The organism is Thiohalorhabdus denitrificans (assembly GCF_001399755.1).
In the GTDB taxonomy this organism is placed as follows: domain Bacteria; phylum Pseudomonadota; class Gammaproteobacteria; order Thiohalorhabdales; family Thiohalorhabdaceae; genus Thiohalorhabdus; species Thiohalorhabdus denitrificans.
The window spans coordinates 424,535-438,188 of the sequence record NZ_LJCP01000010.1 but is presented as its reverse complement, the minus strand read 5'-3'; the positions used below and the strand labels follow the sequence as shown (position 1 = coordinate 438,188).

General features: G+C 69.6%; 10 protein-coding genes. All 10 read left to right on the top strand.

Annotated elements, in window-relative coordinates; translation table 11 throughout:
• Window positions 1-2: 2 nt before the first annotated feature.
• The 10 genes from AN478_RS08655 (at window position 3) to rnr (ending at window position 13,653) form a co-directional block, all read left to right on the top strand.
• Window positions 3-2,771, top strand: coding sequence for a DUF6701 domain-containing protein (locus tag AN478_RS08655; RefSeq protein WP_054966212.1), 2,769 nt, complete (start codon window positions 3-5; stop codon window positions 2,769-2,771).
• A 165-nt stretch (window positions 2,772-2,936) separates the two neighbouring features.
• A complete protein-coding gene (gene pilM / locus AN478_RS08650) occupies window positions 2,937-4,010 on the top strand; it encodes a pilus assembly protein PilM (RefSeq protein ID WP_054966211.1) in 1,074 nt (357 codons plus the stop codon).
• Window positions 4,010-4,654: a hypothetical protein gene (locus AN478_RS14725; RefSeq protein ID WP_054966210.1), complete on the top strand. Its 645-nt coding sequence runs from the start codon at window positions 4,010-4,012 to the stop codon at window positions 4,652-4,654. The genes pilM and AN478_RS14725 overlap by 1 nt, the downstream gene beginning before the upstream one ends.
• On the top strand, window positions 4,651-5,322 hold the full coding sequence (locus tag AN478_RS08640) for a type II secretion system protein M (RefSeq protein ID WP_143004050.1): 672 nt from the start codon (window positions 4,651-4,653) through the stop codon (window positions 5,320-5,322). Before AN478_RS14725 ends, AN478_RS08640 begins: the two co-directional genes overlap by 4 nt.
• Window positions 5,312-5,692, top strand: a complete 381-nt coding sequence (locus tag AN478_RS08635) for a hypothetical protein (protein WP_054966208.1) — start codon at window positions 5,312-5,314, stop codon at window positions 5,690-5,692. The genes AN478_RS08640 and AN478_RS08635 overlap by 11 nt, the downstream gene beginning before the upstream one ends.
• Window positions 5,689-7,359, top strand: a complete 1,671-nt coding sequence (mshL, locus tag AN478_RS08630) for a pilus (MSHA type) biogenesis protein MshL (RefSeq protein ID WP_054966207.1) — start codon at window positions 5,689-5,691, stop codon at window positions 7,357-7,359. The genes AN478_RS08635 and mshL overlap by 4 nt, the downstream gene beginning before the upstream one ends.
• Before the next feature lie 31 nt (window positions 7,360-7,390).
• A complete protein-coding gene (locus AN478_RS08625) occupies window positions 7,391-8,296 on the top strand; it encodes an ExeA family protein (RefSeq protein ID WP_054966206.1) in 906 nt (301 codons plus the stop codon).
• A gap of 271 nt (window positions 8,297-8,567) precedes the next feature.
• Window positions 8,568-9,770, top strand: a complete 1,203-nt coding sequence (locus AN478_RS08620) for an ATP phosphoribosyltransferase regulatory subunit (RefSeq protein WP_231627365.1) — start codon at window positions 8,568-8,570, stop codon at window positions 9,768-9,770.
• 17 nt (window positions 9,771-9,787) lie between these two features.
• Window positions 9,788-11,083 carry an adenylosuccinate synthase gene (locus AN478_RS08615; protein WP_054966204.1) on the top strand — a complete coding sequence of 432 codons (1,296 nt, stop codon included), beginning with the start codon at window positions 9,788-9,790 and terminating at the stop codon, window positions 11,081-11,083.
• Window positions 11,084-11,415: 332 nt separating this feature from the next.
• On the top strand, window positions 11,416-13,653 hold the full coding sequence (gene rnr / locus AN478_RS08610) for a ribonuclease R (RefSeq protein WP_054966203.1): 2,238 nt from the start codon (window positions 11,416-11,418) through the stop codon (window positions 13,651-13,653).
• The last annotated feature ends 1 nt before the right edge of the window (window position 13,654 follow it).

Below are 13,654 nucleotides of genomic sequence, written 5' to 3'. Positions count from 1 at the left end.
CCATGACCGGATACAAGTCCCGCTTCCCAAGCGCGACGGGCCGGGTGGCGGCGCTGGCGGCGGTTGTCCTCCTCTTGGCCGCCGGGCCGGCCGGCGCGGATGTCTCCCTGCCGGGCGAGCAGCACATCGGCGACGACGAGCTGGGCGGAACCTTCGTGCCGTTGGACCCGGTGCTGTTCGACCGGATGGGGGTTTATCCCACCCATTTCCACCTTACCGAGGAGGTGACCGTTACCGAGGTCCGCTTCGAGGGACTGGTCATGGAGAACGACAATGGCCGGCCCTACGTGACCATCGACGGCACCGACTACAGCGGCAACTGGGATGCCGGGAACGACACCCTGGCTCTGGACCCCGCCCCGACCCTTGCCCCCGGCCTGCACACTCTGGCCGTCACCAGCGACTGCATCAAAAGTAATGGCGGTATCGGAAACTGCACGGGGGTCAGCCGGACCGAGAACGACCTGAGCTTCTCGGAAATGACCCTGGTGACCCAGTCCGGGGCGGCCACCCAAAGCATGCATTGGGTCCGCCGGCGGCATGCCGGGGACGGCCAGGATCTTCAAGACGACGACTACGAAGACCTGGGCAATTCCGGTCAGGAGCCGTTTTTCTACCCGGATTCGGGGGAGGGAGGTCCCATCACCGTGGGCTTCTCGTTGGGGGCGGATACCTATTTCAATGCGCTCTGGATGTTCCGGCTTCGTGAGGTGACTGGGTCAGGCGGCGAGCTGACGCTGCGTCGGGGCGGGACCGAGGTATGGAGCGACACCATTACCGGGGACAGCCCCGACCTGCAGGACACGCCGGCCGCCTTCCCCATCGATACGACCCTGGAGGCGGGCGACTATACGCTCGAGATCGCCGCGTCCGAGGATTTTTCCTGGGACAGCGTCATCCTGAAGGCACCCGGCCCCACCTCCGGCACGGTAGGGCTGGGGGGGTTCAACGCGTTGGAACCGGGTGCCGACGCCATCGACGGGCCCCTCCACACCAAGGTTTCTGGGGGCAGCTTCGACGTGGACTTGGTTTCCCTGAACAACGCCGGAAACCCCCAGAATTTCAATGGGGATGTGGAGCTGGAGCTGGTGGACGCCACCAGCGCCTCCGACTGCGCCGACCTGACGGCGGTGGCCTCCTTAGGCACGGCCACCTTCAACAACGAGAGCCGGACCACCGTTTCCGGGCTCACCTACGGCAATGCCATCGGGGCCGCCCGGATCCGCGTCACCGAGGCCAATCCGGGAGGGAATTCCGCCCCCGCCCAGGGCTGCAGTCAGGATTCCTTCACCGTCCGTCCCCACCACCTGACCGTTGAAGCCCGGGACGCGGACTGGGAGACGGCCGGCACCGGACGCCGTCTGGACGGAACCAACGACGCTGCATGCCAGGCCGCCGGCGGCTCCGAGCCCTGCCACAAGGCCGGGCGGGCCTTCACCCTGGAAGGGGCGGCCTTCACCGCCGGCGGTACCGCCGTCAGCGGCTTCGACCAAGCGACCTCCATGAACTGGGGCCTTATGGAGCCGCCCCACGATGGCGGCGACACCCTGGGTACCCGCAGCCCCTCCCAGGTGACCTTCGCCGGGGACAGCACCGGCTACCGGACCGACAGCGCGAGCTACGAGGAGGTGGGGGTCCTGGAGCTGACCCTGACCGACCAGGGCAACTTCGCCGCCCGCAGCGGGGACCGCTCCGACGACCATTGCGTCACCGGATCGAGCAGCAATGACCCGAGCGCGGACCCGGCCGGAGAGGGCCGCTTCGGCTGCCAGGCCGCCACCGAGGCGCCGGCCACGGCCGGCCGTTTCGTTCCCGACCGCTTCGAGCTGGCCCATTCCGGGTTCGCCTTCGAGCCGGCCTGCGCCGGGGGCTCCACCTACTTCGGCGAGCCCTTCGGCTGGGCGGGTGCGCCCGAGGTGGTGGTTACGGCGGTGGCGGGCGACGGTTCCACCACGCGCAACTACGAGGACCCCTTCTGGCGCCTACCGGACTTCGCCGACCGCTACGAGGACGACTCGGGGACCGAGGAGGCCGCCGACGACGGCGACGACCACGCGCTGGATGCTTCCGGCGCCACCCATCAGCTCCCGGACACCGCCGAAACCGCCGGCCAGGCGACCATCCCCTACCAGGGCACCCTGGTCTACGACCGTCCCTCCGCACCCGCGGCCCCCATCGGGGCGGGGGACCAGTGGGTCAAGCTGCGCTTCGACGTGGAGGATGGGGACGGCATCCGTTACGAGGGCGGGGCCAGCCCGCCCACCTACGAGATCTCCCCCATCCGGGGAGCCGGCCCGGTCCGGTTCGGGCGCCTGGCCCTGGAGAACGCCCACGGCTCGGAGCTCACGGACCTGAACGTCCCGGCCCGCGCCGAGTACTACGACGGCGAGCGTTTCGTGGCCAACCGCGAGGACGATTGCACCCCCATCAGCATGAGCGGGGCCGCCGATGCCGTCCGGCTGCAGCTGGACGATGGGGGTTCCTGGGTGGCCGCCGAGGGGGAAGTGGGCCTGCTGGGGGGCACCGGAGGGACCACCCAGGGCACGGCGACAACCGGCCTGGCCGGTGGGTACGGTACCCTGACCCTGGCGGCGCCGGGCGAGGGGAGCACGGGATATGTGGACGTTCGCGCCGACCTGGTGGAGCTGCCCTGGCTGGAGGTGGACCGCGACGGCGACGGCTCCTTTACGGAGTACCCGCAGGTGCGCGCCACCTTCGGCCGCTACCGGGGGGATGACCGGATCCTGTACTGGCAGGAGGTTTTCCCTTAGGGGTTAATCCTTAGACCGGGTGGAAGTTTTCCTATAGGATTAGGGTAGATCTGTGCCGGGGGGGATTCCAGCAACGGATCTTTCCGGGCTCTGGGGGGAGGCAGGAAGGCATCCGGAACATTTTTCGGGGATATCCGGCCAACCACCAGGACTCCGGCTCTGCAATTGCCCATCTTCAAGAAGAAGCGCCGCTGCGAAGGCCTCAGCGTTGCGGTGGATGTGCGCCAGGACGCTCTGCTCCTGGCAGCCCTGCGGGGCGGCGGATCCGTCCCCCTCTCGGCTTCCCTGTCCCGTATCCCACTGCAAGGTACCGGGAGGCCCGGCCCGGAGCGACTGACCCAACTGCTGGCCCCGTTCGTGGAGCGCCTCGGGCTTCGGGGCTGCCCTGCCGTTTCCCTGCTTTACCGTCCCCAGTTCCACCTCATCCTGACCGACGCCCCCGACCGCGTGGAGGAGGCGGACCTGCCCGCGGCCATGAGGTGGCGGGTACGGGATCTGCTCGACTTCCCGGCGGACGAAGCCGTGGTGGATGTCTTGCCCATTCCGGTTCGGGAGCTCCCCGGGGAAGGGGCGCCGGTGTTCGTGGTGGCCGCGCGCCAGGAAACCGTACGGTCCCGGGTGACCGCCTGTCGGGAGGCAGGGCTGGAGCTGCGGGATGTGGACATCCCCGACATGGCCCATCGCAATCTGGCCCTGCTCCTGCCCCGGGAGGAATCCCCGGGAACTTGCCTGGTAATCCTCAACCCCGAAAGCCCGCTCATCACCATCAGCCGGGACGGCGAGCTGATCTTCAGCCGTCTCCTGGGCGTGGACGTACGGGAGGAGCTGGGCGCCCTGTCCCTGGCCGGTGAGGAAGCCACGGAAGCCGAGGGGGACGGGGGCCTGCATTTCGAGGAGGGGCCTTCGGAAGGGGAGCGAGAAAGCCGCCAGGAGGCCTTGACCGGCTACGCCGAGCGTCTGGCCCTCGAGATCCAGCGCTCCCTGGACTACTACGATTCCCGCTTCCGGGAGGCCGGGGTGCAACGGATCCACCTGGCCGGGGAGGGGGCCCTGGTGGAGGGGCTGGTGGAGCGCCTTGAGGAAGTGCTGGGACGCGGCTTCCGCTTCCTCGATCCCCGGGACCTTATGGACATCTCCATGGATTCCGAGCCGGAATCCGACCCCGGGGAGGTGCGGGCCCAGGAGGCCATCTACGCCCTCGGGGCCGCCTTGCGGCTACAGGGTACGGAGGCGCCCTGATGCGGCAGATCAACCTCAACAAGGCCGAGCTCTGGCCCCGCCCCGTCCCCTTTGCGGCCCGCCGCATGGCCCAGGCCGGCCTGGTGCTGGCGGCCCTGGTGGGGGTGGTTCTGGGCGGCGCGGTCTACCTGGTGGAGATGCAGGGCGAGGCCCGGGAGGAGGCCCAAGCGGAACGGGCGGAGGCGGAGGCGCGACTCGCCCCCCTACGGGAGGCAATGCGGGAACGGCGCGCTGAGCTGGACCGGCTCCAGGAGGGGAACCGGTCCCTCGAGGGGGAGCTGCGCTCGTTCCGGCGGGCCCGCAGCGCCCTGGAGGGGCGTCTGCGTGCCACCGGGCACAAGGCGGCCCTGGTCCGGGACCTGGGCATGGCGAGCTCCGGCCTTCAGGACCTCTGGCTGACCCGCTTCCGGCTCAATGGCGTCGAGGAAGTGGCCATGGAGCTGGAAGGACAGGCCCGCACGCCGGAGTCCATCCCCCGATACCTCCAGGCGGTGGCCGACCGGATCGGGTTCCCGGGTGGGGACTTCCGGGAGCTTTCGGCCCATTCCCTGGAGAACGGGGGAGGGGCCGGAGGGCTGCTCGAATTCACCGCGCACACCCGGTTTCCCTTTAACGGGGGCGAGGGCGGTGGGGGCGATCCATGAGGGAGGGCTTGAGGCGGCTGGCGGCCACCCTCGATGGCCGGACCCTCCGCGAGCGGGTCCTGATCTTCGCGGCGGGCGGGGCGCTTTTGCTGACCGCCGCGTATCAGCTCGCTCTGGGGCCAGTCCTCGCCCAATGGCGGGAGCTGCGCGGCGATACCGAGCGCATCCGGGCCGAGGCGGCGGAGCTGCGCGCCGAGAGGTCCCGTCTGGAGGGCTCGGCGCTTCAGGCGGAACGGGCCGAGCTGGAGTCCCGGCGGCAGGAGCTGTCCGGCCGGCTCCGCGAACAGCGGGAAGGCCTGCGGGAGCAGGTGGGGAGCTTCATCCGCCCCGCCCGGCTGATGGGGTTCTTTGAGGAGCTGCTGGACTCGCGGACCATCGGCAATTGCGAGGTTAAGCGGGTCACCGGCCTGGAGCGGGAGGAGCGCAGCTTCGGGGGCTCGGGCGGGGGACAGGCCCCGCCGGTGACGCTGGTCCGGAAAGGCGTTGAGGTGGTGGTGGAGGCGGACTTCCCCAACGCCCTGCGCTTCCTGAAGGAGGTGGAGGAGCTGCCCTGGGCCGTGCAGGTAACCACGCTCGATTACGAGGTGACCGAATATCCGCGCGCCCGCATGAAGCTCAAAGCCCATACCTTCCTCCTCGGCACACGGGAGGCCGGAAATGCGGGTTAGGTGCCTCCGGAGGCCGGGCGGCCCCGTCCTGTTACCGGCCGCCTTCGCGGTGCTATTCGCGGCGAGCCCCCTGGCGGCCGGCGAGCCGTCCCTGCCGGATCCCACCCGGCCCCCGGAGGTTACCGGTGGATCCGGACCCTCCCCGGAGACCGTGGGGCCACCCGAGGAATTGAATCTGCAGTCCCTCCTGCACGGCGGCGAGCGCGCCCTGGCGATCATCAATGGGCGGAGCCTGCGGGTGGGGGACCGCATCCACGGTTACACCGTAGAGGAAATAGGGCGGGACCGGGTGGTGCTCGCAGGGGGGGAAGGCACGCGGGTCCTGCGGTTGATTTCCACACCAGGAATGAAAAAGGTCCCCGAGCATTGATCCCCCGCATCCCCATCCTGCTGTTTACGGTCGGTCTGCTGGCCGGCTGCGGCACCACCCAGCCTGCGCGCGACCTTCCCGGTAGCCTCCCCGGGCAGGGGAGCTCCGGACCCGCGGCCAATGACCGGCAGGCCGCCGCCGAGGAGTCCACCCGCGATTCCGCTCCCAACACCCGGGAGCCCGCGCCACCCGCGGAGCAGGCGCCGGAGGCGAAGCGTTTCGACCTGGCTGCGCGGGGGGCGCCGGTTCGGGAGGTGCTCCTGGGGCTCGTGGACGGGACGGACTACAGCGTGGTCATCGACCCGGAGGTGAGCGGCGAGGTGGCCCTGGACCTCCGGCAGGTGACGGTGCCGGAAGCCATGGACTTCCTGGCCCGCAGCTACGGCTACGGGGTGGAACGGGTCGGCCGGCGGTTCCTGGTTCAGCCGGCGGACTTCCAGACCCGCACTTTCCGGGTTAACTACCTCAGCATGGACCGCAGCGGCTCCAGCCAGACCCGGATCAGCTCCGGGCAGGTAACCCAATCGGCGGCCAACGATTCCAACCGGGGGGGCAACGGATCCGACAGGGTCATGGGCAGCCGCATCGAGACCGACTCCGAGGAGGACTTCTGGGGACAGCTTCGGGAAGGTCTGGAGGCCATCCTCGCCGACGGCCCCGGCGATGAGAGCCATCTGGTGATGCACCCCGGCGCGGGCGTGGTGCTGGTGCGGGCCATGCCGGCCACCCTCCGAAACGTGGGGGAATATCTCGAGGCGGTGGAAGGGGGGGCACACCGGCAGGTGGTTATCGAGGCCAAGATCCTCGAGGTGCGCCTGGACGACGCCTTTGAAAGTGGCATAGATTGGGCCACCCTGGGCAGAGCCGGGGAAGCCGGTATCGCCACCCGCATGACACCGTCCGAGCGTGGCGGGGCGACCGTGGGCGAGGCCCTGGTGAACGGCGGCGAAGGGCCGGGGCTGCTGCCCCAGCTCCAGGGCCTGGAGAGCGAGGGAGTCTTCTCCGCTGCGGTGGCCATGGACAACTTCTCCGCCGTGCTCTCCCTGCTGGAGACCCAGGGCGACGTCAACGTGCTTTCCAGCCCCCGGGTGGCGACCGTCAACAACCAGAAGGCGGTAATCAAGGTCGGACAGGACGAATTCTTCCTGACCGACGTGGACCTCCGGGATACCATCACCTCGGCGGGAGAGCGGCAGAACTTCGATGTGGATCTGACCCCGTTCTTCAACGGGATCGCCCTGGATGTTACCCCCCAGATCAGCCGCGAGGGCATGGTAACGCTCCACGTCCATCCCTCGGTGACGGAGGTGACCTCCCAGCAGAAGGTGTTCCAGCTCGGTGAGGATCGGGTCTTTCAGTTCCCGCTCGCGCGCAGCGACGTCCGGGAGTCCGATTCCGTGGTCCGCGCCCGGGACGGGGAGATCGTGGTCATCGGTGGCCTGATGTCCGAATCCACCACCGAGAACCAGACCAAGGTGCCTGTGCTGGGGGACATCCCCCTGCTCGGGGCGCTGTTCCGCCACCAGGAATCCGTCCAGACCAAGCGCGAGCTGGTCATCCTCCTGCGCCCCCGGGTCGTTTACGGGACGCCCCAGGATGGAGCGCGCCGCGAATCCCTGCGGCGGATCTGGGAGCGTGGACTGGAGGAGGGGCAGTCGAACCGATGAGCGCGGCCGCACAGCAAAAAGGGGAGGGCCGGTGTACAGGGATTTCTACGGACTGCGGGATGAGCCGTTTGCCCTGACCTCGGATACGGCGTTCTTCTTCAACGATCCGGTCCGTCGGGAGGCCTTCGGCACCCTGGTGCAGGGCGTTCGGTCGGGAGGCAGCCTCATCAAAATCGTCGGCGAGGTGGGCACGGGGAAGACCACCCTGGGGCGGCGCTTCCTGCGGGTCATGGAAGGCGAGGCCGCTCTGGCCTACATCCAGGACCCCGTCCTACGTGGGGGGGAATTGGTGGGTGCCCTGGCGCGGGAGCTTGGGCTCAACCCCGAGGGGCGCGATCTGGCCGATCTGCTGGAGGCCGTCAAGGGCAGCGTGCTGCGGTCGTGGGAAGGGGGCCGGCCGGTGGTGCTCGTGCTGGACGAGGCTCAGGCCCTGCCCCTGGAGACCCTGGAGCAGCTGCGTCTCCTGGCCGGACTGGAGACGGCCCGGGCCAAGCTCCTGCGCATCGTGCTCATGGGCCAGCCGGAGTTGGACCTCCGGCTGGAGGACCCCGCCCTGCTTCCCCTGCGGGAGAAGGTGACGCATTCCTTTCGGCTCGTGCCGTTGCGCCGCGAGGACCTGGGCAGCTATCTGGAGCACCGGCTGCGCGTGGCGGGCCGGCGGGGCGACCCCCTGTTTCGGGCGGATGCCTTGCAGGCCCTGTACCGGCGCACCCGGGGAATCCCCCGTCAGGTCAACATCCTCGCCCACAAGGCCCTGCTGGCCGCTCACGCGGAGGGCGAGCCCCAAGTTCGCAAGCGCCATGTCCGCGCGGCGGACCAGGAGGCGGAGGTGGGGCCGCCCGCGGGGGGACCGCCCCTGGGCGGTGCGTGGGCGCCGCCGTTCCTGCTCTCCGGGGAGATGGTGCTCCGCATGGCGCGGATGGCCGGCAAGGCCTAGGTTGCCGCGATTGACACCGACTCCCAGGCGTGGTTTCGTTTGCGCCTTCAATACGCCATCCTAGCAAGGCACACTGGCTGTTCGGGATGGGGCGGCGCCCTGTCTCGGCGTCCTGCGTAGTCTTGCTGGATGGGAGGCCGGCTGCCCGCGCCTCCGCCAGCCTCCCCGGATCCGCGGCGGAGGCGGTCCCCCGCCCGACCTTGGCCAGGAAACCAGGCGCGTCGGACCCGCGATCGGGGTCCGGCGCATCCGGAAAGGAATGACCGCGAATATGAACCGTTGGCTCCTCCCGCAGGGGATCGAGGATGTGCTCCCCGATCGGGCCGAGGCCATAGAGGGCCTCCGCCGGAGGGTTCTGGACCTCTACCACCGATGGGGGTACGCCCTGATCATGCCGCCGGAGGTGGAGTTCCTGGACTCTCTCCTGACCGGGGTCGGCGGCGACCTCAGCCTGCGCACCATGAAGGTGGTGGACCAGGCCAGCGGCCACCTCATGGGGTTCCGGGCGGACATGACTCCCCAGGTGGCGCGCGTGGACGCCAGCCGGCTCGAGGGCGAGGGTCCCCGCCGGCTCTGCTACGCGGGCACGGTGCTGCGCGCCCAGCCGGACAACTACGGACGCTCGCGGGCTCCGCTGCAGGTGGGGGCGGAGGTCTTCGGCGTTCCGGGCCCCACCGCCGACGCCGAGGTGATCGGCCTGATGGCGGCCACCCTGAGCGAGGTGGGCATCCGCGATTTCACCCTGGACCTGGGCCACGTGGGCCTGTATCGGGCCCTGGTGGAAGACCTGGAGCCGGACGCGGACCGGGAGGCGCTCCTGCGCGATGCCATCCGCCGCAAGGACGCGGGCGCCGTGGAGGAGGCCCTGGAGGGGCTCGGCGCGGACGCGGCGCGGCGGGAGGCCCTGAAGGCCCTGCCGGCCCTGCACGGCGGCGAGGAGGTCCTGGAGGCCGCGGCCGACTGCGCCGTCACCCCCCGGGCGGAGCGGGCCCTGGAGGAGCTGAAGACCCTGGTGGCCCACCTGCACCGGCGGGAGCTGGGGGACCATCTCTGCTTCGACCTGGGCGAGGTGCGCGGCTACGACTACCACACGGGGCCGGTCTTCGCCGCCTATGTAGCGGGGCAGGGCGAGGCGGTGTTCTACGGCGGCCGGTACGACGGCATCGGCGCCGCCTTCGGCAAGAGCCGGCCGGCTACGGGGATCAGCGGCGACCTCAAGCTCCTCGCCGACCTGATGCCCGCCGAGGCGGGCGCCCCCGTGGGCGTGCTCGCCCCCGCCGAGGGCCCCGACGACCTGCAGCGGACCATCCAGAGCCTGCGCGCCCAGGGCGTCCGTGTGGTGCAGGTTCTGGAGCCCCTGGCTGAGGAGGCCTTCGAGGCGGAGGCCCGGCGTCTGGGGTGCGCCCAGATCCTGGCCCACGACGGCGAGCAGGGCTGGCGGACCCGACCCGTTGAGCCGCAAGAAGACGAATAACCCGGAAAGCGAAACGAATGGATAGGAACGTCCTGGTTGTAGGCACCCAGTGGGGGGACGAGGGCAAGGGTAAGATCGTCGACCTCCTCACCGAGCAGGCCGACGTGGTGGTCCGCTTCCAGGGTGGCCACAACGCCGGCCATACCCTGGTGATCGGCGGGGAGAAGACCGTTCTGCACCTGATCCCCTCCGGGATCCTGCATCCCGGCGTGGAGTGCCTGATCGGCAACGGCGTGGTCCTGGAGCCGGAGGCCTTCCTGGCGGAGGTGGAGCAGCTGGAGCAGGCCGGACAGGACGTCCGGGGCCGGCTGTACGTCTCCAACGCCTGCCCGCTGATCCTGCCCCACCATCACCTCCTCGACCAGGCGCGCGAACGGGCGCGCGGCAGCCAGAAGATCGGCACCACCGGCCGCGGCATCGGCCCCGCCTACGAGGACAAGGTGGCGCGCCGAGCCATCCGGGTTGCGGACCTGTTCCACCGCGAGGTGCTGGCTGCCAAGCTGGGCGAGGCCCTGGACTACCACAACTTCGTCCTGGAGCACTACTTCCGAGCCGAGACCGTGGACTTCCAGAAGGCCCTCGGTCGGCTGGTGGAGCTGGCCGAGCGCCTCGCGCCCTTCGTGGATGATACGGTGGAGCGTCTGGACCGCCATCGTGGGGCCGGCAAGCGGATCCTGTTCGAGGGGGCCCAGGGCACCTGGCTGGACGTGGACCACGGCACTTATCCCTACGTGACCTCCTCCAACACCGTGGCCGGTGGTGCCAGCCCGGGGGCCGGAGTGGGGCCGAGCGCCCTGGGAACCGTGGTGGGCGTGACCAAGGCCTACACCACCCGGGTGGGGGAGGGTCCGTTCCCCACCGAGCTGGACGACGAGGACGCGGAGCACATCGCCGCCCGGGGCGGGGAGTTCGGCGCCACCACGGGCCGCGCCCGGCGCTGCGGCTGGTTCGACGCCGTGGCCCTGCGCCGCTCCGTGGCCGTTAACGGCGTGCACCAGCTGTGCGTCACCAAACTGGACGTGCTCGACGGCCTGGACCGCATCCGGGTCTGCACGGGCTACCGCTGCAACGGCACGGTGCAGTCCACGCCGCCGGTGGGGGCCGAGGCCCTCTCGGAATGCGAGCCGGTCTACGAGGACCTGCCCGGCTGGAGCGGCTCCACCTCCGGGGTGTGCACCCTGGAGGAGCTGCCGCAGGCGGCCCGGGACTACCTGAACCGTCTGTCCGAGCTCACGGGCGTTCCCATGGTGATGATCTCCACGGGCCCCGAACGGGACGAGACCATCATGCTGGAGCACCCGTTCGGTGGCTGACCCCGGGGAAACGGACACAAAAAAGCCCCGCGGAGCCGCGGGGCTTACTGCTTTGGAGATGGTGCGGATGCTGTAGAGCATCCACCTCGGCAGAGTTTCGTCACACTTCAGCGTGCGAGAGGCTGCCGGAGGGCAGTCATCCCGGAAAGGGCTTGTCCGCCCCGGGGGCCGGGGCTTGGACAGGAAGACAGCTTTGTCCTCGCCCTCCGCATACGGCCAGGGGGACACGCGGGCCGCGGCCGAGCCGGCCCGGCCCGCGAGCCCGGAGAGGGCAAGGGGCCTCCCCCGAGCGCGAGGCGGGCGATTTAATAACACCGATCAAGGTTGGGTCAATGGCCAGATTCGAAGAAGATCCCCAGCAGGAGCAGGAAGCGGAGCGCTACGAGCGGCCCATTCCGAGCCGTGAATACATCCTCGACTTCCTGCGCGAGCACACCAACGCCCCCGTGAGCGAGGAATACGTCGCCGACGGGCTGGAGCTGGAGGACGAGGAGCAGCGAACGGCCCTGAACCGGCGGCTCCGCGCCATGGAGCGCGATGGCCAGCTCATCCGCACCCGCCGCAACCTGTACGGCCTGCCCGAGCGCATGGACCTGGTGCGCGGCAAGGTGACCGCCCATCCCGACGGCTTCGGCTTCCTGGTCCCCGAGGAAAAGGACCAGAAGGATCTCTTCCTGTCCCCCCGCGAGATGCGCCAGGTCATGCATGGCGACAAGGTGGTGGCCCGGCTGGTGGGCTTCGACAAGCGCGGGCGGCCGGAAGGCGCCATCGTCCGCATCGTGGAACGGGGCCAGCACAAGATCGTGGGCCGCCTCGACGAGGAGGACGGCATCAACTTCGTGGTGCCGGACGAGAAGCGCCTTAACCAGAACATCCTGGTCCCGCCCGGGGAGGAGGGCGGTGCCCAGCCCGGCGAGATCGTGACCCTGGAGATCATCCACCACCCCACGCAGAAGAAGCAGCCCACCGGGCGCGTGATCGAGATCGTGGGCGAGCACCTGACCCCCGAGGTGGAGGTGGAGATCGTCATGCGCAAGCACGGCATCCCCCATGCCTGGCCCGACGAGGTGCTGGCGGCGGCCGAAAAGGTGCCGCAGAGCGTGGCCCCCGAGGATATCGGCGACCGCGAGGATCTTCGTGCCCTGCCGCTGGTGACCATCGACGGCGCCGACGCCCGGGACTTCGACGACGCGGTGTTCGCGGAGCGGGCGGGGGACGGCTATCGCCTGATCGTGGCCATCGCCGACGTCTCCAGCTATGTGACGCCGAACTCCCACCTGGACAAGGAGGGGTACCACCGGGGCAACTCCACCTACTTTCCGCAGCGGGTGGTGCCCATGCTGCCGGAGGCGCTGTCCAACGGCATCTGCTCGCTCAACCCCGGCGTGGACCGGCTCACCCTGGCCTGCGAGATGCACGTCACCAGCGACGGCCAGGTGGATCAGTACCGCTTCTTCGAGGCGGTCATGCATTCCCACGCCCGGCTCACCTACCACCAGGTGGCGGCCATGATGGAGGACGGCGACGAATCGGTGCGCGAGGAATACTCCCACCTGCTTGGCCAGCTCGAGGTCCTCTACGAGCTCTACCGCACCCTGCACGCGGCTCGCGTGGAGCGGGGCGCCATCGAGTTCGAGGGCCTGGAGACGCAGATCGTCTTCGGCGAGAACAACCAGATCGAGATGATCGTGCCCTACGAGCGCCGCGACGCCCACCGCCTCATTGAGGAGTGCATGCTGGCGGCCAACGAGAGCGCCGCGCGGCTGTTCGCGGAAAAGGAGGAGCCCGCGCTGTTCCGCGTCCACGAGCCGCCCGCCGAGGAGAAGCTGGAGAACCTGCGCGACTTCCTGAAGACCATCGGCCTTGATCTCGGCGCGGAGGATCCGCCCTCGCCCAAGTCCTTCGGCCAGGTGCTGAACCAGGCCCGCGAGCGGCGTGACGCGCACCTGATCGAGACGGTCATGCTGCGCACCATGAAGCAGGCCCAGTACCGGCCCGACAACCACGGCCACTTCGGCCTGGCCTACGACCACTACACCCACTTCACCTCGCCCATCCGGCGCTACCCGGACCTGGTGGTGCACCGGCGCATCAAGGACATCGTGGCCGGTCGCCGGGTGAAGGAGGCCAAGAAGGAGGCCTTCAAGGCCAACCTGGCCGAGATCGGTGAGCACACCTCCGTCACCGAGCGGCGCTCCGAGCTGGCCGAGCGGGAGACGGTGGACTGGCTGAAGTGCCAGTACATGCAGGACCACCTCGGCGAGGAGTACGACGCCGTGATCGCCGGGGTGACCGGCTTCGGGGTCTTCGCCGAGCTGACCGGGGTGTACGTGGAGGGGCTGGTGCACATCACCAACCTCGAGGACGACTACTACCATTTCGATCCGGTCCATCACCTGCTGCGCGGCGAGCGCACGGGCCGCATCTACCAGCTCGGTGATCCCCTGCGCGTCAAGGTGACGCGGGTGGACGTGGACGACCTGAAGATCGACCTGGGCCTGGTGAAGAGCCCGGCGGAGATGGGCGCGCACCGGGACGAGGAGGGGGAGCCCTCCGCCGCCGACGAATAGC